This window comes from Blastococcus sp. TML/M2B (genome assembly GCF_016612865.1).
In the GTDB taxonomy this organism is placed as follows: Bacteria; Actinomycetota; Actinomycetes; order Mycobacteriales; family Geodermatophilaceae; genus Blastococcus.
On the sequence record NZ_JAENZZ010000001.1, the window covers coordinates 762,889 to 782,532 of the forward strand.

Sequence of the window (19,644 nt, forward strand, 5' to 3'; positions counted from 1 at the left end):
CGCCGGATCGAGGCGGGGCTGGCCGAGCGTGATCGTCTTCTGACAGGGTCGCGGGCATGCGGCTCGACGAACTCCCCACCCCCGCCCTCGTCGTCGACCAGGGCGCGCTCGAGCGGAACCTCGCCACGATGGCCGAGGTCTGGCCGGGGCGGCGGCTCCGGCCGCACGTCAAGGCGCACAAGACCAGCGGCCTGGCCCGCCGCCAGGCCGAGCTCGGGCACACCGGCTTCACCTGCGCCACCATCCGCGAGGTCGAGGTCATGGCCGCCGCCGGCCTGGGGGAGGACCTGCTGCTGGCCAACGAGGTGCTCGACATGCGCCGGCTCGGCGCCGTGGTCGAGGCCGGCGCCCGGGTGACCGTCGCCGTCGACTCCGACGCCGTCCTGCGGGCAGCGGTCGACGGCGGCGTCCGGGAGGTGCTCATCGACGTCAACGTCGGCCTGCCCCGCTGCGGCTGCGCCCCCGAGGACGCCGGCCGCCTCGCCGACGCCGCGCGCGCCGCGGGCCTCGAGGTCCGCGGCGTCATGGGCTACGAGGGCCACCTGATGCTCGTCCCCGACCGCGACGACCGCGTCCGCAAGACGGCGAAGGCCATGGACCTGCTGACGACGGCGCATGCCGACGTCGGCGGCGACGTCCTCTCCGGCGGCGGCACCGGCACCTGGCGCACCAACGCCGTCGTCACCGAGCTCCAGGCCGGCTCCTACGCGCTCATGGACACCGCCTACGCCGCGCAGGACGACGTCCCCTTCGAGCAGGCGCTCACCGTCCTCGCCACCGTCGTCTCGGTGAACGCGGCCGGCGGCTGGGCGGTCGCCGACGCCGGGCTCAAGGCCTTCGGCATGGACCACGGCGACCCGACCCTGCCCGGCGCCGCCGTCCTCTACTGCTCCGACGAGCACACCATCGTCGCCGCGGCCGACGGCGGCACCCTGCCCGCGCTCGGCGACCGGGTGCGCCTGGTGCCCGCGCACATCGACCCGACGGTCTCCCAGCACGAGCGGATGTGGGTCGTCGACGGCGAGGAGGTCGTCGACTGCTGGCCGGTCGACATGCGGCACTGGTGAGCCGCGCTCAGCCGCCCGGCCGGTCCGGCGGGTCGAAGGTGACGTGCACCGTCTCGAACCCCTTGTGCCGCTCGGCCTTCGCCTTGCCGGTGTAGCTGCGCCGGTCGCCGGGGGTGAGGTCGACGGCGTCGGTGAACGGCGTGAGGAGCGCCCGCGGGTAGAGCTTGTCGACGCGCACCACATTGACCTCGACGCACAGCACCGCGAACACCGCCGCCAGGTACAGGAACGCCAGCAGCCCGAGCACCAGGGCGAACACCCCGTTGACCGCACTGGCGTTGGCCACCACCCGGCTCACGTAGGTGACCCCGAAGGTCTGCAGCAGCTGCCACACCACCGCGGCGAGCAGCGCTCCCGGCAGCACGTCGCGCACGCTCACCGAGCGGCTCGTCCCCAGCCGGAACGCGAACGTGAAGATGACCCCGTTGATCAGCACCGAGGCGATGAGCACCAGGGTCCGCACGACCCCGCCGAACGATCCCGCGTCCGCCGCACCGATGGTGGACAGCGCCGTCGTCCCGATCACCGCGACGCCGGCCGTGGCCAGCAGGACCAGGCTCTTGCCGCGGGCCAGGAACGGGTTGGGCCGGTCGTTGCGCGGCACGTTCCACGCGGTGTTCATGGCGTGCTGCAGCGCCTGGGCGACGCCGAGCCCGCCGTACAGCGCGCCCAGCACACCGATGACGACGGCGGTGGTGCCGCCGCTCAGGCTCTGCGGCTCGCCCAGCTGCTCGCCGACCACGGGCAGCTGGCTGAGCGCGGAGTCGATGAGCCGCTCCTGCAGCTCCGGGTTCCCGGCCAGGACGAACCCGAGGATGGTCGTCGACAGCAGCAGCAGCGGGAACAGCGAGACGAACGCGTAGTAGGTGATCAGCGCGGCCAGGAACGGGCCGGAGTCGTCGACGTACTTGTAGACGACGGCGATCGGGAAGCCGGCCGCCCGGTGGCGGCGCTGCAGGCGGTCCAGCCGGTCCACGAGAGCCACAGGCGCAGTCGATCACGTCCCGCGCTCGGCCGCCCCCGGCCGCAGCGGCGCTCAGCGCAGCCGGCGGGCCCGCAGCACGACGTCGTCCGCGTGGTGCGCGCCGGCGCCGCCCTCGGGCACCACCCGCGGCCGCACCTCGTCGACCTCCACCTGCCAGTCCTCGTCGAGCAGCGCGGCCACCATCGACGGCCACACGTAGTCGGCCGGGTCGGGCCGGCCCTCCTCCGGCACGTGCGACTCCATCCCCGCGTGGTGCACCAGCAGCAGCACCCCGCCGGGGGCGACCGCTGCCAGCAGCGCCCGCTCGGCGGCGGCGTCCGGGGTGCGCAGCAGCGCCGGGTACATCGCCGAGACGAGCTCGAACGACCCCGGCGGCAGCGCGGCCTCGACCAGGCCGGCGTGCACCCAGCGGACGGCGACCCCGGCGTCCCGCGCGTGCCGGGCCGCGCGCTCCAGGGCGACCCCGGACACCTCGAGCGCCGTGACGTCCCAGCCGCGGCCGGCCAGCCACACGGCATCGGCCCCCTCGCCGCAGCCGACGTCGAGCACCCGCCCCGGCGGCAGGTCGGCGACCTCCGCCACGAGCGCACCGTTGGGACGGCCGCTCCACAACCGGTCGGGGTCGGCGCCGTAGCGCTCGTCCCACTCCGCGGCCACGGCCGGGTCGCCGGCGTATCCCTCGGTCGGGAAGGTCTCGGGGGCGGGCGGTCGGGCGTCGGTCACCGGACCACTCTCGCCGGGCGGGGCCCGCGCCCGCCACCGCCGTTGCCGTTCCGGCAACCGCGCAGCTCGGCCTGCCCCACGGCCTCCCGGCCGCTAGCGTCCGAGCCGTGACGACGCCCGACCAGACCCCGGCCCCCGGCGACGACGTCGCCGCCCGGATCGCCACCGGTTACGCAGCACCCGGCCCGGCGCTCGCGCTGGGCTCGGTGGTCCACGAGGGGACGGCGCACCCCGACGCCCAGGTGCGGCTGCCGCTGGCGATGCTCAACCGGCACGGCCTCGTCGCCGGCGCGACCGGCACCGGCAAGACCAAGTCGCTGCAGCTGATGGCCGAGCAGCTCTCCGCCGCCGGGGTGCCGGTCGTGGTCGCCGACATCAAGGGCGACCTGAGCGGGCTCGCGCACCCCGGCGAGGGCGGCGACCGCGTCACCCAGCGCATCGCCGTCACCGGCGACGACTGGGCGGCCACCGGCTTCCCCGTCGAGTACCTGTCGCTCGGCGGCATCGGCCCCGGCGTGCCGCTGCGCGCGACGATGACCGACTTCGGCCCCGTGCTGCTCGCCAAGGTGCTCGACCTCAACGCCACGCAGGAGAGCTCGCTCGGGCTGGTCTTCCACTACGCCGACGAGGCCGGGCTGCCGCTGCTGGACCTCAAGGACCTCCGCTCCGTCATCAGCTGGTTGGTCAGCGACGAGGGCAAGCCCGAGCTCAAGCGGCTCGGCGGGCTGTCGGCGAGCACCGCCGGCGTGCTGCTCCGCGAGCTGATCGGCCTGGAGCAGCTCGGCGGCGACGTCTTCTTCGGCGAGCCCGCCTTCGAACCGGCCGACCTGATCCGCACCGCCGCCGACGGGCGCGGCGTCATCAGCGCCGTCGAGCTGGCCGCGGTGCAGGACCGGCCGGCGCTGTTCTCCACCTTCCTCATGTGGCTGCTCGCCGAGCTGTTCGAGGAGCTGCCCGAGGTCGGCGACGTGGACAAGCCGAAGCTGGTCTTCTTCTTCGACGAGGCGCACCTGCTGTTCTCCGGGGCGAGCAAGGCGTTCCTCGAGTCCGTGACCCAGACGGTGCGGCTGATCCGCTCCAAGGGCGTCGGCGTCTTCTTCGTGACGCAGAACCCCGGCGACGTGCCCTCGGCGGTGCTCGGCCAGCTCGGCAACCGGGTGCAGCACGCGCTGCGCGTCTTCACCCCCGAGGACGCCACCGCGCTGCGCAAGACGGTGAAGACGTTCCCCAAGTCCGACGACTACGACGTCGAGGGCATGCTCACCTCGCTCGGCACCGGCGAGGCCGCGGTCACCGTGCTCTCCGAGCGGGGCACGCCCACCCCCGTCGCCTGGACGATGATGCGCTCCCCGCGCTCGCTCATGGCACCGGCCGACCCCGCCGCGCTGCAGCAGGCCGTCGACGCCTCGCCGCTGCAGGCCCGCTACGGCCGGCCGGTCGACCGCGACTCGGCCTACGAGCGGCTGGCCGCCCGGCTCGCCCCGCCGCCGGCCCCCGCGGAGCCCGCGCCCGAGGTGCGGCTCCCCGACGCCGACCCCGAGCCGCGCCGGCCCCGCCGTCCGGAACCGGAGGAGGAGAGCGTCGTCACGCAGATCCTCGGCTCCTCGGCGTTCCGGTCCTTCGCCCGCTCGGCGGCGTCGTCGCTCGGGCGGGAGATCACCCGCGGGCTGTTCGGCACCCGCAAGCGCCGCCGCTGACCGCCCGGATGCGCACGAGCGTGGTCTCCCGGGGCGGGGAGACCACGCGCAGGCGCATGCGGGTGGGGACGGCGTTCCCGCGGGCGTGCACGATGGCGGCATGAGGTCGCTGCTCACCACCGTCGGGGTCGAGGCGCTGTTCGTCCTCGGCGTCCTGGCCGTCGTCCTCGGCGGCGCCGACGACTCCCCGGGGCTGCAGGGCATCGGCGGCTTCCTCATCGTGGCCTCCGTCGTGCTCGGCGTCCGGGCCGTGCGGCGGCGCCGCGGGAACGCCTGACCCGCGACGCGATCGTCTGGACGCGCGGCGCCGGTCCGGACAGACTCCGGGCACCAGCACCGGACGACGACGTCTCGAGGTCGGCATGGCCTACCCGTTCGACCGCGAGGGCACCGACGTGGGCCCCGACGGCATCCGCCGCTACCGCGACCTGCCGCAGAACCTGATCCGGCTGCTCCGCGCCGCCGTCGACCGCCATCCCGACGGCGAGGCCCTGGTCGAGCTCGGCGGTGAGCGGGTCACCTACCGGCAGCTCTGGGACCGCGCCGCCCGTGTCGCCGGCGGCCTCCGCGCGGCCGGGGTGCAGCCGGAGGACCGGGTCGCCAACCGGCTGCCCAACGGCAACGACTGGGTCTACGCGTTCTGGGGCACGCTGCTCGCCGGCGGCGTCGTCGTCCCGGTGAACACCCGCTTCGCCGAGCCCGAGGTCCGCTACGTCGTCGAGGACTCCGGCGCCGCCTTCGTCGTCGAGCCCGGCGCCCCGCTCCCGGACGGCGAGCCGGTGGAGCCGGCCGACCCGCAGCACACCGATCTGGCCGGGATCTTCTACACGAGCGGGACGACCGGCTTCCCCAAGGGTGCGATGACCACCCACGAGAACTTCCTGTCCAACATCGAGACCTGCCTGCGCTGCCTGGACCTCGGCCGCGAGCCCCGCACCACGCTGATCTCGGTGCCGCTGTTCCACGTCACCGGCTGCAACTCCCAGCTGCTGGTCGTGACCGCGCTCGCCGGGACGTCGGTGGTCATGCCGACGTTCGAGGTGGGTGCGTTCCTCCGCGCGATCCAGGACGAGCGGGTCGACGTCCTCACCACCGTGCCGGCCATCTACTGGCTGGCGCTCCAGCAGCCCGGCTTCGCCGACGTCGACACCTCCTCGGTCATCTCGCTGAGCTACGGCGGCGCGCCGATCGCGCCCGACCTGGTGCACCGCATCCAGCAGGCGTTCCCGACCGCCCGCGTCGGCAACGGCTTCGGGCTCACCGAGACCTCGTCGGTGTCCACCTACCTGCCGCACGAGGACGCCGCCGAGCACGCCGACTCCGTCGGCTACCCGGCCCCGGTGGTCGACGTCCGGCTCGACCGGCCCGACCCGGACACCGGGGTGGGGGAGCTGCTCATCCGCGGCCCGCACGTCGTGGCCGGCTACTGGCGCAAGCCCGAGCAGACCGCGGAGACCTTCGTCGACGGGTGGCTGCACAGCGGCGACCTGGCCCGCATCGACGACGACGGCCGCGTCTACGTCGTCGACCGCAAGAAGGACATGATCAACCGCGGCGGCGAGAACGTGTACTGCGTCGAGGTGGAGAACGCCCTGGCCGCGCACCCGGCGGTCGGCGAGGTCGCCGTCATCGGCGTCACCGACTCGATGATGGGCGAGAAGGTCGGCGCTGTCGTCGTCCCGCTGCCCGGGCGCACGCTCGACCCGGCCGAGCTGCTCGCCTTCGCCCGCGAGCACCTCGCCGACTTCAAGGTGCCGCAGTTCCTCGACGTCCGCACCGAGCCGCTGCCCCGCAACCCCGGCGGCAAGGTGCTCAAGCCCGCCCTGCGCGAAGCGACCGACTGGCAGCCGGTGCGCTGAGCCGCACGCCCACCACCCGAGGGGAAAGCCATGCCCACCGTCGAGACCGTCCGTGGCCCCATCGACACCGCAGACATGGGGGCGACCCTCATGCACGAGCACGTGTTCGTGCTCTCCACCGAGCACGTGCAGAACTACGGCGACGGCGACTGGTGGGACGAGGACGAGCGGGTGGCCGACGCGGTCACCCAGCTGAACGAGCTCAAGGCGCTCGGCATCGACACGATCCTCGACCCGACGGTGTGGGGGCTGGGCCGCTACATCCCGCGGGTGCAGCGGGTCGCCGAGCAGACCGACCTCAACATCATCGTGGCCACCGGCCTCTACACCTACGACGAGCTGCCGCACCAGTACGAGCACCGCGGCCCCGGGCTGCTCCTCGACCTGCCGCGCGACCCGATGGTGGACGACTTCACCTCCGACATCACGAACGGCATCGCCCGCACCGGGGTGAAGGCCGCGTTCCTCAAGTGCGTGGTCGAGGCCAAGGGGCTGACCCCCGGGGTCGAGCGGAACCTGCGCGCCGTCGCCGCTACCCACCGCGCCACCGGCGCCCCGATCACCGTGCACACCTCGGTCGCCAACCAGGCCGGGCGGATGGCGCTGCAGGTGTTCCGCGACGAGGGCGTCGACCTCACCAAGGTGGTCATCGGGCACGCCGGCGACACCAACGACCTGGACTACCTCAGCGAGCTCGCCGAGGCCGGCTGCCTGCTCGGGATGGACCGCTTCGGCCTGGACATCTACAACCCGACGTCCTCGCGGGTGGACACGATCGTCGCGCTGGCCGAGCGCGGCTACGCCGACCGGATGGTGCTGGCGCACGACGCGAGCTGCTACATCGACTACTTCCCCGGGGTCGAGGCGCAGGCCGCCAAGGAGCAGATCGCGCCGAACTGGAACTTCACCCACATCAGCAAGGACGTGCTGCCGATGCTGCGGGAGCGAGGCGTCACCGAGGAGCAGGTCCGGCTGATGCTGGTCGAGGCGCCGCGGCGGTACTTCGAGTGATCAGCTGAGGACGACGAGCCGCTGCGTCGCGCGGGTCATCGCGACGTAGCGGTCCACCGCGCCCTCGATGCCACCACCCCACGACTCGGGCCGGACGAGGACGACGAGGTCGAACTCCAGCCCCTTCGCCAGCACCGGCGTGAGCGAGCGGACCCGCTCGGTGCCGGGGAACGACGGGTCGCCGATGACGCAGCCGATGCCCTCGGGGTGCTCGGCCAGCCAGTCCGCCAGCACCGCGTCCCGCGACCCCACCGACCCGTACCGGACCGGCACCCCGCTGCTGCGGATCGACGTCGGCACGTTCGCGTCCGGCAGCGCGGCCCGGATGACCGTCTCGGCCTCGGCCATCACCTCGGCCGGCGTCCGGTAGTTGACGGTCAGCGAGGCCAGGCGCACGTCGCGCACCCCGACGCGCGCCAGCCGCTCCTCCCACGGCTCGGCGAACCCGTGCCGCGCCTGCGCCCGGTCGCCGACGATGGTGACGCTCCCGGACGGGCAGCGGAGCAGGAGCATCTGCCACTCCGCGTCGGTCAGCTCCTGCGCCTCGTCCACCACGACGTGCGCGAACGGCCCGGCCAGCGGATCGCGCTCGGCGGTGGGCAGTGCCGCCTCGTCGAGCAGCGCGTCCCGCAGGTCGCCGTGCCGCAGCGAGGTCATCAGCAGCAGCTCGGAGTCGTCGGCGGCGATCAGCTCGTCGATGACCCCGGCCATCCGCTCCCGCTCCCGCGCGGTGACCGCCGCCTGCGCGCGCCGCCGCCGCTCGATGCCGGGATCGCCCAGCCGCCGGCGCGCCGCGTCCAGCCACGGCAGGTCGGCCAGGGTCCACGCGCCGGCATCGGCCCGCTGCAGCACCCGCACCTCGTCGGCCGTCAGCCACGGCGCGCACCGCCGCAGGTAGGCCGGCACCGACCACAGGTCCCCGACGACGTCGGTCGCCTCGAGCAGCGGCCACGCCCGGTCGAACGCCGCCCGCAGCTCGCGGTCCTGCTCCAGCAGGGTGCGCAGCTCGTCGGGGGAGACGTCGGCGTCCTCGCCCCGCTCGAGCAGCAGGTCCAGCAGCTCGGCCCACACCTGCTCGCGCGCCTCGTTGTGCGGGGTGCCGGGATCGGCGACCTCGAACGCCTCGGCCCAGTCGGCGGCGCTCAGCCGCAGGTCCGACCACGGCGTCTCCACGGTCAGCCCGGCCGACGGCGGCTCCTCGTAGAAGCGCACGGCCGCCTCGATCGCCTCGCCCACCCGCGCGGTCGCCTTGAGCCGAGCCACCTCGTCGTCGGGCTCGGGAACCGCGGCGGCGCCCTCCGGCACCAGGTCGCGCAGCGTCGCCGTCCGCACGCCCTCCTCGCCGAGGCTCGGCAGCACGTCGGACACGTAGGCCAGGTACGGCTCGTGCGGCCCGACGACCAGCACCCCGCCCCGGTCGTGACCGACCGCCGCGTCGGCGTACAGCAGGTAGGCGGTGCGGTGCAGGGCGACGACGGTCTTCCCGGTGCCCGGACCGCCGTCGACGACGAGCGCACCGGCCGAGCCCGCGCGGATGATCGCGTCCTGGTCGGCCTGGATCGTGCCCAGCACGTCCCGCATCCGCGGCGAGCGCGTGCTGCCGAGGCTGGCGATGAACGCGGACTGGTCGTCCAGCGCCGCGTGCCCCTCGAGCCCCTCGGGGGTGAACACCTCGTCCCAGTAGTCGGTGATCCGCCCGCGCGTCCACCGGTACCGGCGCCGGCTCACCAGCCCCATCGGGGAGGCGTGCGTCGCGGCGAAGAACGGCCCGGCGGCGGGGGAGCGCCAGTCGACCAGCAGCCGCCGGCCGGTGGTGTCGGTGAGCCCCAGCCGCCCCACGTAGACCGGCTCGACGTCGGCAGCGACGATCCGGCCGAGGCAGAGGTCGAGGCCGAACCGGCGCAGGGTGCGCAGCCGGGCGGTCAGCCGGTGGATCTCCAGGTCGCGGTCGAGCGCGGCCTGGCCGTCCCCGCCGGGTGCGCGGCGCTCGGCGTCGAGGCGCTCGGTGAGCTCCGCGACGGACCGCGCGAGGCTCGCGGCGATGGCCGCGAGGTGCGCCTCGTCGGCGGCGATCAGCGCCGGATCGGCCTTGGCAGCCAGGGTGTCGGGCAGGGCGAAGGTTGCGGTGGTCAGCGGGTCCACGGCGTCAGCTCCGTTCGTGAGGCCCGCGACCGTAGAACGAAAAAATCGGCCTCATGAGCCTTGACCAGAACTGCTACAAAGAGAGTGACGGAGAGCCGCTCAGGACGCGGCGCGCACGTCCGGTGCCGCCGGGGTCTCGGTCAGCGACCGGACGACGAAGAGGGCGCCGTCCCACGCGTAGGTCACCGAGCCCGTGTGGCCGGGGCAGCAGTACGGGTCCGTGCCCGCGACGGTCGGCCCGGTGAGTTCCACCGTCGTCCCGTCGGCGGTGACGGCCGCCCGGGTCAGGAACAGCTCCTCACCCAGGACGCCGATCAGCCGCGGCGCGGAGCCGCGGACGTCGAAGACGGCGACGCGCTCGGCCGGGGTCGAGACCGCCGACGGGCAGCCGAGCTGCACGAGCACCTCGTCGGCGCCGTCGCCGGTCACGTCCGCGACGCTGCGCCGCACGGTCTCGGCGTCCCACAGCTCGCCGGGTAGCCCACCGGCCACCCACGCGTCGCGCGGAGCGCAGTCCAGGGCGGCGTAGGCGGCGGTCTTCCAGTCCACCCGGGTCGCGACGGGTTCCGACGTCGCCGGAGCCTTCCCGGCCACCGGCGTCGCCGCGTGCGGGCCCGCCTCGCAGCCGGCGAGCAGCAGCAGCGCGGAGCAGGCGACGACGGCGGCAGCCCGGAGGCGGCGGGCGCGCGGAGGGATCGTCACGTCGTCCCATCGGGACGTGGAGCCGCCCGGTGAACGCGCCTCACCCCTCGGGGTGAGGCCGCACCCCTCAGGGGCAGAAATGGCCATGTCTGCCCTGCCGGTCCACCCCTGCGCCGGCGACCCGATCGGCGGTCGCCCGACCGGGTGACGCCGGGCCGGCGGCGACCACGCAGCGTTCGCGCCGACCTACCGTGCCCGGGTGCAGCTCCTCGGTCCCCGTCGTCTCGGCGCGGCGCTGCTGGTGCTCGCCGCCGCGGTGGCCTGCGGACCGGACGACGACGTGCGGCCCGCGGACGCCGCGCTGCCGTCCTACGAGGCACCCGAGGACGCGCCGGAGTTCTGCACCCGGCTCGCCGGCGTCGGAGGGCTGGACCGGTTGCCGGTCTCGCTGGGCGCGCTGCTCGGTGGCCCGGACGTCGAGGCCCGCACCCAGGTCAGCCAGGTCGCCCGCGACCTGCGCGATGTGCTCGCCGACGTGCGGGACCAGGACGGACCGGCCGAGCTGGATGCGGCGCTGGACGACCTGGTCGGCGCGCTCGGCGGAGTCGCCGACGGCTCGCGGGACGAGCCGGCCGGCGCCGACGTCTCCGCCGCGCTCCGGCAGGTGGGCGCGCTGGCGCAGCCGATCTGCGGGTTCCCGACGTGAGGCGCCGCGCACTGGCGCTCCTGCTGGTGCTGCCGCTGCTGCACACCCCCTCGGCCGCGGCGGCTCCCGCCGCCGACCGCGCGCCGGCGCTGTGCAGCTCCGACGAGGTCCGCGGTGGCGTGCCCGAGCGGTTCCCGGTCGAGGCCTGCGTGGACGGCACCGCGATCACCCTGCGCAACGACCGCGACCGGCCGGTGCTGGTGACTCCGATGGGCGACGTCGCCGCGCCGGTGCGGGTGCGCAGCGAGAACAGCGAGGTCGCGGCGGTCCTCCGGCGCGCCGGGTCGGCCGGTGACGGCGAGGTGCTGCTCGCCGGCGAGGTGGCCCGGTGGCCGATCGGCGCCGGCCCGGCCTTCCTCACCGTGCAGTCGCTGCCCGTTCCCGCGGCTCCGGAGCTGGCCGAGCTGCTGCCGGGTGAGCTGACCGCTGACGACGCCGACAGCGCGGCCGCGCTGGTCGCTCAGCTGGGCGGGGTGCTGGCCGACCGGGCCGGCTGCGCCGAGGGGCAGAACTTCCTGACGACGGCGGCCTGCGACGTCGACGCCGCGCTCGCCCTCGCCGCGGCCGCGGCGGACCACCTCGACCGGGGAGCCGTCGCCGCGCTGCTGCCCTCGCTGCTCGATCCGGAGTCGTGGGCGCGGTGGTCGGCGCTCGACGCGGCCTGGCCCGCCGGCGCCCCGGTGACCCTGGGCCAGCTCGGGACCACCCCGGTGCCGGACCCGCCCCCGGCCGAGCCGGCACCGGAGGTCGAGCCGGCCCCCGCCGCGGACCCCGCGCCGGCGCCCCAGGTCGTCCGGGCGCCCGCCGCGGCCGCGCCGCCGGCGGCCGCCCCGGCTCCCGCGCCCGTTCCCGCCCCGGCGGCAGCACCCGCCCCCGCACCGCCGCCGGCCGCGGCCCCCGCCCCCCGGCAGCCCCGGCTGCCGACCTGGCAGGAGCTGCAGGACCGCACCGCGCAGCGGCTGCGCGAGCTGGCCGATGCCTGGGAGCGGGCCGTCGCGGAGGAGCGGGCCCGCCAGCAGGACCGCGAGCGCGCCGCCCCCGGCCCGGCCGGCGGCAACGGTCCCGGCGCCGGTCCCGGTAGCGGGCACGGCCCCGGGCGCGGGCACCGCTGAGACGCAGCACGGGGTGGTCGCGGTTCCCCGCGACCACCCCGTGCTCTCGTGCCGGTCGGCTCAGCCGCCGCGCTTGACCTCGGCCTCGAGCACGCCGCGCACGGCGGTCTGCAGGGCCTCGTCCGAGGTGTCGCCGGACGACAGCGCCGAGCGGGCGGCCTCGGGCAGCAGGCTGTCGGCGACGGTGTCGAGCCAGGTCACGTCGCCGTCGATGCGGCGGCCCACCTGCAGGCCCTCGCCGTCGTGACGCAGCACGTAGGTCTCGCCGTCGATGTCGATCGTCTTCTCGTCGGTCATGGGGAGCCCCCTACCCCCGGACCGCGAGTGCTCAACCCGCCGACGTCGCGCTCCGGCCGCCGTGCGCCAGGATCGGCTCCGTGGACGTGGAGTGCTGCGAGATCGTCGTCACCGACGCGGACCCCGAGCGGCTGGTCGCGCTGACCCGCACCCTGGTCGAGGAGCGGCTGGTCGCCTGCGGGCAGCACGTCACCGCGGTCCGGTCGGTGTACCGCTGGGCCGGCGAGGTGCACGACGAGCCCGAGGCCCGGGTCGCGCTGCACACCCGGCGGGCGCTGGTCGACGCCGTCGTCGCCCGCGTGGTCGAGCTGCACGGCTACGACGTCCCGTGCGTGCTGGCGCTGCCGGTGCTGGGCGGCAACCCCGGCCTACCTGCGCTGGATCGCCGACCAGACGCGGGAGGGGTGACGGCGCTCACCCCTTGGGGCGAGCCATTCCGTCCGGAGGTGTTCCGCCGAGCGCGTGTGCCGATGGAGAAGCGGAGGACGTCACCGGCGTCCACGACGACGGGGGTGGGAAGCAGTGCGACGACGGACCGGCCGGGCCCTGCCCGCCGACGTGCGGCACCGCGGCGGCGACCGCCCCGGCGCACCGCTGCTGGTGGAGGCCGTCCTCGACGCGCTGCCCTCGCCGACGCTGCTGATCGACGCGCACGGGCGGATCCTGCTGGCGAACTCCGCCTGGACCCAGGCCGCCGAGGACCTCGACGACGACCGCTTCCGCGTCCCCGTCGGCGGCGACTACTTCGCCTTCGCCCTCCGGGTGCGCGACGACGAGCACAGCCGCGCGCTGCTGGCCGGCGTCCGCGAGCTCTCCATGGGCCTGCGCGACAGCGCCACCGCCGACCTCCCGGTGCGGCTCGCGTCGGGCACCCGGTGGTTCCACATGCAGGCCTCGCGGGTCGACGAGGCGGGCAACATCGTGCTGACCCACACCGACGTGACCTCCCGGGTGCGCGCCGAACGGACCTCGGCCTGGCAGGCGCGGCACGACGCGCTCACCGGCCTGCCCAACCGCTCCCACCTGCACGAGCTCATCGACGCCGACCTGTCCGCGCCGCGCCGTCCGGTCGCCGCGCTCTTCCTGGACGTCGACGGGTTCAAGGAGGTCAACGACTCGCTCGGGCACGACACCGGCGACGACCTGCTCCGCGAGATCGCCGCCCGGCTGACCGCCGCCGTCCGCGAGGGCGACACCGTGGGGCGGCTCGGCGGCGACGAGTTCGTCGTCCTCACGCGGGACTGCGCACCCGACGAGGCGGAGGCGCTGGCGGAGCGGCTGCGCCGCACCCTCGCGCGGCCCTTCGAGCTCGGCGGCCGCGTCGTCCGGCTCGGGGCCAGCATCGGCATCGCCGGCACCTCGGGTGTCACCGCTACCTGCGCTCCACCGACCTGGTCCGCGACGCCGACCTCGCCATGTACGCGGCGAAGGCCGCCGGCCGGAACCGGGTGCACGTGTTCCACCCCGACCTGCGCACCGCGGCCGAGCGGCGCGCGACGCTGGCCGGCGAGCTGCGCGACGCCCTCGTCCGCGACGAGCTGGTGCTGCACTACCAGCCGGTGCTGCACCTGGCCTCGGGCCGCTGCACCGGCGTGGAGGCGCTGGTCCGCTGGCAGCACCCCGAGCGCGGCCTGCTGGCCCCGGCGGAGTTCCTGCCCATCGCCGAGACCCACGACCTCATGACCCCGCTGTCCCGCTGGGTGCTGACCGCGGCCACCCGGCAGATCGCCGCGTGGCGGCGGCAGGGCCTGGACACGGTGGTCGGCGTGAACATCAGCGCCGACCAGTTCGCCGGCGGCACCCTGGTGGACGACGTCCTCTCCGCGCTCGCGGCGGCCGGCGTCCCCCCGGAACAGCTGGTCATCGAGCTCACCGAGACCTCCGTCGCGGAGGACCCCGAGGGCGCCGCCCGGCAGATGGCCGAGCTGCGCCGCCGCGGCGTCGAGGTCTCCATCGACGACTTCGGCAGCGGCTTCTCCTCGCTCGGCCAGCTGGTCACGCTGCCGGCCGGGATCCTCAAGATCGACCGCAGCCTCGTCAACTACACCGAGGGCCACCGCGACCGGGCCGCCGCCGCGATCGCCGCCGTCGTCGCGCTCGGGCAGGCCTGCGGCATCCGCAGCCTGGCCGAAGGCGTGGAGACCGAGGGGCAGCTGGCGCTCGCGGTCGAGCTCGGCTGCAGCTTCGCGCAGGGCTTCCACATCTCCCGGCCGCTGCCCGCGGACGCCGTCCCCGGGTGGATCGCGGCCCAGCACGCCTCGGCCGTCCCGGCCGCCGTCGCGCACTGAGCGGGTTTCCCGGCCCCGCCCGTGCCGCGGCTGCCTGCCCGGGCCGAGAGCTGACTACCCTGGGTCGACGTGGCCGCTGACTTCTCCGTCGTACTCGACGAACTGACCACGACCCTGGCGTCGATCGAGGCCGTGCTCGACGTCGACGACATGCGCCAGGAAGTCGCCGACCTCGAGCAGCAGGCCGCCGCACCCGACCTGTGGAACGACGTCGAGGCCGCTCAGGCGGTCACCTCCCGGCTGTCCTACCTCCAGGGCACGCTGCGCCGGGTCGAGGAGCTGCGCGGCCGGCTCGACGACGTCGGCCTCATGCACGAGATGGCCGCCGACGAGGGCGACGAGGCCACCCTCGCCGAGACCGAGCGGGAGCTGGAGAGCATCCGCGCGGTCATCGACGAGCTCGAGGTCCGCACCCTGCTCAACGGCGAGTACGACTCCCGCGAGGCGCTGGTGACCATCCGCTCGGAGGCCGGAGGCGTGGACGCCGCCGACTTCGCCGAGATGCTCATGCGCATGTACCTGCGCTGGGCCGAGCGGCACAAGTACCCCACCGAGGTCTACGACGTCAGCTACGCCGAGGAGGCCGGCATCAAGTCGGCCACCTTCGCGGTCAAGGTGCCCTACGCCTACGGCACCCTCTCGGTCGAGCAGGGCACCCACCGGCTGGTCCGCATCTCGCCGTTCGACAACCAGGGCCGCCGGCAGACCTCCTTCGCCGGCGTCGAGGTGCTGCCCGTCGTCGAGCAGACCGACCACGTGGACATCCCCGAGAACGAGATCCGGGTCGACGTCTTCCGCTCCTCGGGCCCCGGCGGGCAGAGCGTCAACACGACCGACTCCGCCGTCCGCATGACCCACATCCCCACCGGCATCGTGGTGTCCTGCCAGAACGAGAAGTCGCAGATCCAGAACCGCGCCGCCGCGCTGCGCGTGCTCCAGGCGCGGTTGCTCGTCGTCCGGCAGGCCGAGCAGCGCGCGGAGATGGACGCGCTGAAGGGCGACGGCGGCAGCAGCTGGGGCAACCAGATGCGCTCCTACGTGCTGCACCCGTACCAGATGGTCAAGGACCTGCGCACCGAGCAGGAGAGCGGCAACCCCGGCGACGTGCTCGACGGCGGGATCGACGCCTTCATCGAGGCCGGCATCCGCTGGCGGCGCCAGCAGGAGACCACGCCCGCCGCCTGACCGGCCTGTCGGGGAGGTCACCCCGCGGGCCCCGAACGAGCCCCGCGCGTTCCGTGGCGAACGACGGGTCGAGGGCCTCGGTGCTAGTACCGTTGCGCCTCGTGATCGAAATGCAACACGTCACCAAGCTCTACCCGGCGAGCGGCCGGCCGGCCCTGGACGACGTGTCGACGGAGATCGACAAGGGCGAGTTCGTCTTCCTCATCGGCTCCTCCGGGTCGGGCAAGTCCACCTTCCTGCGGCTGCTGCTGAAGGAGGAGGACCCGACCTCGGGCACGATCGTCGTGAACGGCAAGACGCTCAACACCATGAGCAAGTGGAACGTGCCGAAGCTGCGCCGCACGATCGGCTGCGTCTTCCAGGACTTCCGCCTGCTGCGCGACCGCACCGTGGCGCAGAACGTCGCCTTCGCGCTCGAGGTCATCAACAAGCCGCACCGCACCATCCGCAAGGTGGTGCCCGAGGTGCTGGAGATGGTCGGCCTGGAGGGCAAGGCCCAGCGGCTGCCCGGCGAGCTCTCCGGTGGTGAGCAGCAGCGGGTCGCGATCGCCCGCGCGTTCGTCAACCGGCCGCTGGTGCTGCTGGCCGACGAGCCCACCGGCAACCTCGACCCGGACACCAGCGAGGGCATCATGCTGCTCCTCGAGCGGATCAACCGGACCGGCACCACGGTGATCATGGCGACGCACGACTACCACATCGTGGACTCGATGCGCCGTCGCGTGATCGAGCTCAACGGGGGAGTGCTCACGCGCGACCAGTCGCGCGGTGTGTACGGCGTGGGCCGTTGAGCGGCCTCGCCCGCCGCTGACCGACTACCTCCGAACACGACAGGACTTCCATGCGCGTCAACTTCGTGCTCTCCGAGGTGGCCACCGGGCTCCGTCGCAACCTGACCATGACGGTCGCGATGATCCTGACGACGGCCATCTCGCTCGGCCTCATGGGCACCGGCCTGCTGATCGCCGGGATGATCTCCGACATGAAGGAGATCTACTACGACAAGGTCCAGGTCTCCATCTTCCTCGCCGACGACGTGACCGAGGAGCAGCGCGGCGCCATCGAGGCGAAGCTCTCCGAGTCGTCGGAGGTGAAGAGCTTCATCTACGAGAACAAGGACGAGGCGTACGAGCGCTTCCAGCAGCAGTTCAGCCAGCAGCCCGAGCTGGTCCAGAACACCCCGCCGGACGCGCTGCCGGAGAGCTTCCGCGTCGAGCTGGTCAACCCCGAGCGGTACCCGGTCATCGCCGAGCAGTTCCCGAACGGGCAGGACGGCGTCGACCAGGTGCGCGACGAGGGCGACTTCCTCGACCGCCTGTTCAGCCTGCTCAACGGCGCCCGCAACGCGACGATCGCCGTGGCGGTGGTCCAGGCGCTGGCGGCGCTGCTGCTGGATCTCGAACACGATCCAGCTCGCCGCGTTCAACCGCCGCAACGAGACGAACATCATGCGGCTGGTCGGCGCCTCGCGTTGGTACACCCAGCTGCCGTTCATCCTCGAGGCCGCGCTCGCCGGGCTCATCGGTGCGCTGCTCGCCGTCGGCGGGCTGGTGCTCACCAAGGTGCTGTTCGTCGACCGCACCCTGTCCGGGCCGATCAAGGCCGGCATCATCCCGCCGGTCGACTGGGGCCAGATCGCGCTGATCAGCCCGATCATCGCCGGCGCCGGCGTGGGCCTGGCCGGCGTCGCCGCGTACGTGACGCTGCGGCTGTACGTCCGGCTGTAGCCCCACTCGCGTCAACCGCACCCTCCCCAGATCGGCGATCTGGTGGCCTACGCGCCGCGTATGGCCCCAGATCGCCGATCTGGGCGTTCGGGGGTGGATCACCCACCGACGTAGGGTGGAGACATGCCGCGGGAACAGGGGCGCAAGCTCATCGCCCAGAACAAGAAGGCGCGGCACGACTACTCGATCTTCGACACGTACGAGGTGGGCCTCGTGCTCACCGGCACCGAGGTCAAGAGCCTGCGTGCCGGCCGCGCCTCGCTGGTCGACGGGTTCGCCTCGATCGACGACGGCGAGGTGTGGCTCCAGCACGTCCACATCCCCGAGTACGTGGCCGGCACCTGGACCAACCACACGCCGCGCCGCAAGCGCAAGGTGCTCATGCACCGCAGCGAGATCGACAAGCTGATCGGCAAGATCAAGGAGGGCGGGCTGACGCTCGTCCCGCTGGACCTGTACTTCAAGGACGGCAAGGTCAAGGCCACCCTCGCGCTGGCGAAGGGCAAGAAGTCCTACGACAAGCGGCACGACATGGCCGAGCGCGACTCCCGCCGCGAGATCCAGAAGGCGTTCGGGCGGTACGTGAAGGGCCGGCGCTGACCGCGAAATCGGGTTGAGCCCCGGCTCATCATCGACACCGTGCGCATGACGTTCCAGCGGATGGGCGACCGCCGTCCGGTCGAGACCCTGGTCGAGCGGGACGACGGCGTGGTGTTCGCGATGCGCGGTGCCGGCGGGGGCGCGGAGCTGCCGCACGACCTCGTGCACGCCGTCGTCGAGACCGCGCTGCCGCTGCCCGACGGCATCTGGGGCTGCGTCGCCGACGGCGTGGTGTGGGGCAGCATGCGGCACGTGTCGGGCCGCCGTCCGCCGCACTCGGCGGAGCGGTCCGAGCGGCTCAAGCGCGAGCGGCGGGACGCGGTGATGCGGGCCGAGGCCATCGCCGACGTCGTCGCCCGGCGGGCCCGGGGCGAGCAGGTGCCGCCCGGCGCCGTCGTCGGCATCCCGGAGCCGCGCATCGACGCGGCCGTGGACGCCGTGCGGGACGCCGCCCGCCGGTGGGCCGCGCTGCCGGTGGGGGAGCGGTGGGTGGTGGAGTGGGTCGCGCCGCGGGCCGCCGGGCGCCGCCGCTGACCGCTACCGCGTCACCGGCCCCGGTACCGCCGCACAACGCGGTACCGGGCCGGCCACCGCGGTACCCGTGCTGCCCGGGCCCGGCCGCCGGCGCCCGCCTACGGTGGACCGCATGCGAGGAATGGCCTACGACCGGTTCGGGGACGACGACGTCCTGACGTTGCGCGACGACCTCCCGGAGCCGCCGGTCGGCCCGGACGTGGTGCTCGTGCGGGTCACGGCCTCGGGGGTGAACCCCGTCGACATGGGCATCCGCGCCGGCGGGCTGGCGAACTTCTTCCCGCACCACTTCCCGATCGTCCCGGGCTGGGACGTCGCGGGCGTCGTCGAGGCGGTCGGCCCCGCGGTGGTCGCGTTCGCACCGGGAGACGAGGTGTTCGGCTACGTCCGCCGGGACGACGTCCAGTGGGGGACGGCGGCGGAGCTGGTGCCCGCACCGCAGCGCTGCCTCGCGCACAAGCCGCAGTCGCTCTCCTTCGCCGAGGCCGGGGCCCTGCCGCTTGCCGGCCTGACCGCGTACCAGGCGCTGACCGAGGCGCTCGACGTCGGCGAGGGCGACCGGGTGCTGGTCCACCGCGCGGCCGGCGGGGTCGGGTTCAACGCCGTCCAGATCGCCGTCGCCCTGGGCGCGCACGTCATCGGGACGGCGAGCCCGCGCAACCACGGCTTCCTGAAGGACGCCGGCGCCGCCGAGGTGCTCGACTACAACGCCGGCCCGATCAGCGAGCAGCTGTCCGAGCCGGTGGACGCCGTCCTCGACCTGGTCGGCGGCGACACGCTGGCCGACGCCCCGAAGCAGGTGCGCGACGTCTCCCGCATCGCCTCGGTGGTCGACCCGTCGGTGAACGACCTGGGCGGCCGCTACGTGTTCGTCCGGCCCGAGCAGCACGACCTCGAGGAGCTAGGCCGCATGGCCGACGCCGGGCAGCTGCGGGTGCCGATCGCGAAGGCGTTCCCGCTGGCCGACCTGGTCGCCGCGCACCGGCTGGTCAGCGAGGGCCACGTGCGCGGCAAGGTCGTCGTCACCCTCTGACCCGGAGGCGCGGGCCCGCTCGCGGGGCTCGGTGGA

The 19,644-nt window shown here is 74.3% G+C and carries 19 protein-coding genes and 3 pseudogenes; 17 read left to right on the forward strand and 5 right to left on the reverse strand.

Going from position 1 to position 19,644, the window contains the following annotated elements; translation table 11 throughout:
• The first annotated feature begins 56 nt into the window (after window positions 1–56).
• Entirely contained in the window at window positions 57–1,067 is a 1,011-nt protein-coding gene (locus JKP75_RS03735) for an alanine racemase (RefSeq protein ID WP_200492777.1), read from the forward strand.
• A 7-nt stretch (window positions 1,068–1,074) separates the two neighbouring features.
• Here the strand turns inward: JKP75_RS03735 and JKP75_RS03740 are convergent, their stop codons facing one another.
• Both JKP75_RS03740 and JKP75_RS03745 read right to left on the reverse strand, forming a co-directional pair.
• Complete coding sequence (locus JKP75_RS03740; RefSeq protein ID WP_200492778.1) at window positions 1,075–2,052, reverse strand: YihY/virulence factor BrkB family protein; 978 nt, start codon at window positions 2,050–2,052, stop codon at window positions 1,075–1,077.
• A 51-nt stretch (window positions 2,053–2,103) separates the two neighbouring features.
• Window positions 2,104–2,775, reverse strand: a complete 672-nt coding sequence (locus JKP75_RS03745; protein ID WP_309229491.1) for a class I SAM-dependent methyltransferase — start codon at window positions 2,773–2,775, stop codon at window positions 2,104–2,106.
• 107 nt (window positions 2,776–2,882) lie between these two features.
• Between JKP75_RS03745 and JKP75_RS03750 the strand changes: the two genes are divergently transcribed.
• The 4 genes from JKP75_RS03750 to JKP75_RS03765 all read left to right on the forward strand — a co-directional run bounded on the left by JKP75_RS03750 (window position 2,883) and on the right by JKP75_RS03765 (window position 7,342).
• Window positions 2,883–4,472 carry a helicase HerA-like domain-containing protein gene (locus JKP75_RS03750; protein WP_200489130.1) on the forward strand — a complete coding sequence of 530 codons (1,590 nt, stop codon included), beginning with the start codon at window positions 2,883–2,885 and terminating at the stop codon, window positions 4,470–4,472.
• 100 nt (window positions 4,473–4,572) lie between these two features.
• A complete protein-coding gene (locus JKP75_RS03755; protein ID WP_200489129.1) occupies window positions 4,573–4,749 on the forward strand; it encodes a hypothetical protein in 177 nt (58 codons plus the stop codon).
• Between the two features lie 85 nt (window positions 4,750–4,834).
• Window positions 4,835–6,331 carry a class I adenylate-forming enzyme family protein gene (locus JKP75_RS03760; protein ID WP_200489128.1) on the forward strand — a complete coding sequence of 499 codons (1,497 nt, stop codon included), beginning with the start codon at window positions 4,835–4,837 and terminating at the stop codon, window positions 6,329–6,331.
• A 30-nt stretch (window positions 6,332–6,361) separates the two neighbouring features.
• A complete protein-coding gene (locus JKP75_RS03765) occupies window positions 6,362–7,342 on the forward strand; it encodes a phosphotriesterase (RefSeq protein ID WP_200489127.1) in 981 nt (326 codons plus the stop codon).
• On the opposite strand, the gene helR is transcribed toward JKP75_RS03765, so the two are convergent.
• Together helR and JKP75_RS03775 are read right to left on the reverse strand one after the other, a co-directional pair.
• Window positions 7,343–9,484 carry an RNA polymerase recycling motor ATPase HelR gene (gene helR / locus JKP75_RS03770; protein ID WP_200489126.1) on the reverse strand — a complete coding sequence of 714 codons (2,142 nt, stop codon included), beginning with the start codon at window positions 9,482–9,484 and terminating at the stop codon, window positions 7,343–7,345.
• A 99-nt stretch (window positions 9,485–9,583) separates the two neighbouring features.
• Complete coding sequence (locus JKP75_RS03775) at window positions 9,584–10,186, reverse strand: LppP/LprE family lipoprotein (RefSeq protein ID WP_200489125.1); 603 nt, start codon at window positions 10,184–10,186, stop codon at window positions 9,584–9,586.
• Between the two features lie 199 nt (window positions 10,187–10,385).
• On the opposite strand from JKP75_RS03775, the gene JKP75_RS03780 reads away from it, so the two are divergent.
• Window positions 10,386–10,832 carry a hypothetical protein gene (locus JKP75_RS03780; RefSeq protein ID WP_200489124.1) on the forward strand — a complete coding sequence of 149 codons (447 nt, stop codon included), beginning with the start codon at window positions 10,386–10,388 and terminating at the stop codon, window positions 10,830–10,832.
• On the forward strand, window positions 10,829–11,944 hold the full coding sequence (locus JKP75_RS03785; RefSeq protein ID WP_200489123.1) for a hypothetical protein: 1,116 nt from the start codon (window positions 10,829–10,831) through the stop codon (window positions 11,942–11,944). The genes JKP75_RS03780 and JKP75_RS03785 overlap by 4 nt, the downstream gene beginning before the upstream one ends.
• A 60-nt stretch (window positions 11,945–12,004) precedes the next feature.
• On the opposite strand, the gene JKP75_RS03790 is transcribed toward JKP75_RS03785, so the two are convergent.
• Complete coding sequence (locus JKP75_RS03790) at window positions 12,005–12,241, reverse strand: hypothetical protein (protein WP_200489122.1); 237 nt, start codon at window positions 12,239–12,241, stop codon at window positions 12,005–12,007.
• An 86-nt stretch (window positions 12,242–12,327) separates the two neighbouring features.
• Here JKP75_RS03790 and cutA point away from each other — a divergent pair.
• From cutA to JKP75_RS03830, 10 genes and pseudogenes are all read left to right on the forward strand, one after another.
• Window positions 12,328–12,546: pseudogene (gene cutA, locus JKP75_RS24335) on the forward strand (divalent cation tolerance protein CutA); the annotation flags it as partial.
• A gap of 580 nt (window positions 12,547–13,126) precedes the next feature.
• Complete coding sequence (locus tag JKP75_RS20420; RefSeq protein WP_242473020.1) at window positions 13,127–13,924, forward strand: GGDEF domain-containing protein; 798 nt, start codon at window positions 13,127–13,129, stop codon at window positions 13,922–13,924.
• Window positions 13,810–14,529 (forward strand): annotated as a pseudogene (locus JKP75_RS20425) (EAL domain-containing protein); the annotation flags it as partial. The gene JKP75_RS20420 and the pseudogene JKP75_RS20425, both read left to right, overlap by 115 nt.
• A gap of 69 nt (window positions 14,530–14,598) precedes the next feature.
• Window positions 14,599–15,714 carry a peptide chain release factor 2 gene (prfB, locus tag JKP75_RS03805; protein WP_200489120.1) on the forward strand — a complete coding sequence of 372 codons (1,116 nt, stop codon included), beginning with the start codon at window positions 14,599–14,601 and terminating at the stop codon, window positions 15,712–15,714.
• 110 nt (window positions 15,715–15,824) lie between these two features.
• Complete coding sequence (ftsE, locus tag JKP75_RS03810; RefSeq protein WP_200491196.1) at window positions 15,825–16,505, forward strand: cell division ATP-binding protein FtsE; 681 nt, start codon at window positions 15,825–15,827, stop codon at window positions 16,503–16,505.
• 191 nt (window positions 16,506–16,696) lie between these two features.
• Window positions 16,697–16,942: pseudogene (locus tag JKP75_RS20430) on the forward strand (cell division protein FtsX); the annotation flags it as partial.
• A 220-nt stretch (window positions 16,943–17,162) separates the two neighbouring features.
• Entirely contained in the window at window positions 17,163–17,441 is a 279-nt protein-coding gene (locus JKP75_RS20435; RefSeq protein ID WP_242472761.1) for an FtsX-like permease family protein, read from the forward strand.
• A 123-nt stretch (window positions 17,442–17,564) separates the two neighbouring features.
• Entirely contained in the window at window positions 17,565–18,041 is a 477-nt protein-coding gene (gene smpB, locus JKP75_RS03820; RefSeq protein WP_200489118.1) for an SsrA-binding protein SmpB, read from the forward strand.
• A gap of 39 nt (window positions 18,042–18,080) precedes the next feature.
• Window positions 18,081–18,575 (forward strand): hypothetical protein, encoded by a 495-nt coding sequence (locus JKP75_RS03825; protein ID WP_200489117.1) that lies wholly within the window; start codon window positions 18,081–18,083, stop codon window positions 18,573–18,575.
• Between the two features lie 112 nt (window positions 18,576–18,687).
• Complete coding sequence (locus JKP75_RS03830; RefSeq protein ID WP_200489116.1) at window positions 18,688–19,608, forward strand: NADP-dependent oxidoreductase; 921 nt, start codon at window positions 18,688–18,690, stop codon at window positions 19,606–19,608.
• Window positions 19,609–19,644: the final 36 nt, after the last annotated feature.

Excerpts from the sequence above, each read along its gene's own strand:
- JKP75_RS20435 (WP_242472761.1), top strand. The coding sequence starts at position 17,163 with ATGCGGCTGGTCGGCGCCTCGCGTTGGTACACCCAGCTGCCGTTCATC.
- JKP75_RS03765 (WP_200489127.1), top strand. The coding sequence starts at position 6,362 with ATGCCCACCGTCGAGACCGTCCGTGGCCCCATCGACACCGCAGACATG.
- JKP75_RS03755 (WP_200489129.1), top strand. The coding sequence starts at position 4,573 with ATGAGGTCGCTGCTCACCACCGTCGGGGTCGAGGCGCTGTTCGTCCTC.
- ftsE (WP_200491196.1), top strand. The coding sequence starts at position 15,825 with ATGCAACACGTCACCAAGCTCTACCCGGCGAGCGGCCGGCCGGCCCTG.
- JKP75_RS03735 (WP_200492777.1), top strand. The coding sequence starts at position 57 with ATGCGGCTCGACGAACTCCCCACCCCCGCCCTCGTCGTCGACCAGGGC.
- JKP75_RS20420 (WP_242473020.1), top strand. The coding sequence starts at position 13,127 with ATGCAGGCCTCGCGGGTCGACGAGGCGGGCAACATCGTGCTGACCCAC.
- smpB (WP_200489118.1), top strand. The coding sequence starts at position 17,565 with ATGCCGCGGGAACAGGGGCGCAAGCTCATCGCCCAGAACAAGAAGGCG.
- JKP75_RS03790 (WP_200489122.1), bottom strand. The coding sequence starts at position 12,241 with ATGACCGACGAGAAGACGATCGACATCGACGGCGAGACCTACGTGCTG.
- JKP75_RS03760 (WP_200489128.1), top strand. The coding sequence starts at position 4,835 with ATGGCCTACCCGTTCGACCGCGAGGGCACCGACGTGGGCCCCGACGGC.
- JKP75_RS03830 (WP_200489116.1), top strand. The coding sequence starts at position 18,688 with ATGCGAGGAATGGCCTACGACCGGTTCGGGGACGACGACGTCCTGACG.